The 984-nt window shown below is 70.5% G+C and carries 1 pseudogene; it reads left to right on the forward strand.

From position 1 onward, the window contains the following. Positions 1-984, forward strand: a pseudogene (locus ACDELDRAFT_RS22990) (MFS transporter); the annotation flags it as partial.

A 984-nucleotide genomic window follows, 5' to 3' on the forward strand; every position in this document is an offset into this window, starting at 1 on the left:
GCCTCGCTGGCCTGCGGGCTGGCGCAGACGCAAGGCCTGCTGGTGGCGGCGCGGGCCGTGCAGGGAGTGGGCGGCGCGGTGGTGTCGGCGGTGGCGCTGTCGCTCATCATGAATCTGTTCACCGAGCCCGGCGAGCGCGCGCGGGCCATGGGCGTCTATGGCTTCGTGTGCGCGGGCGGCGGCAGCATCGGTGTGCTGCTGGGCGGCGTGCTGACCAGCGCGCTGAGCTGGCACTGGATCTTCCTGGTCAACATTCCGGTGGGGGTTGCCATCTACGCCGCGTGCCTGGCGCTGTTGCCGGGCGGCAAGGGCCAGGCCCATGGGCAGCGCCTGGATGTGGCGGGCGCAGTCACCGTCACCGCGGCGCTGATGCTGGCCGTGTATGCCATCGTCAACGGCAACGAGGCGGGCTGGACGTCGCTGCGCACCCTGGGGCTGCTGGGCGCGTCGGCGGTGCTGCTGGCGCTGTTCCTGTTCGTGGAATCGCATGTGGTGGCGCCGCTGGTGCCGCTCGCGCTGCTGCGGCTGCGCAACCTGGCGATTTCGAACGTGGTGGGCGTGCTCTGGGCGGCGGCGATGTTTGCGTGGTTCTTTCTTTCGGCGCTCTACATGCAGCGCGTGCTGGGGTATGACGCGATGCAGGTGGGGTTGGCCTTCCTGCCGTCCAACCTCATCATGGCAGGCTGCTCTCTGGGCCTCTCGGCCTGGGTGGTGATGCGTTTCGGCATCCGTGCCACGCTGGGTTGGGGGCTGCTCATGGCCGCGGCGGGGCTGGCGCTGTTCGCGCTGGCGCCGGTGGGCGGCCGCTTTGTTGTGCACGTGCTGCCCGGCATGCTGCTGCTGGGCGTGGGTGCGGGCATTGCGCTCAACCCCCTGCTGCTGGCCGCCATGGGCGATGTGGCGCCCCAGGACTCGGGGCTCGCGTCCGGAGTGGTCAACACGGCATTCATGATGGGCGGGCGCTGGGCCTGGCCATCCTGCCAG

Source organism: Acidovorax delafieldii 2AN, from assembly GCF_000175235.1.
GTDB classification, from domain to species: domain Bacteria; phylum Pseudomonadota; class Gammaproteobacteria; order Burkholderiales; family Burkholderiaceae_C; genus Acidovorax; species Acidovorax delafieldii_B.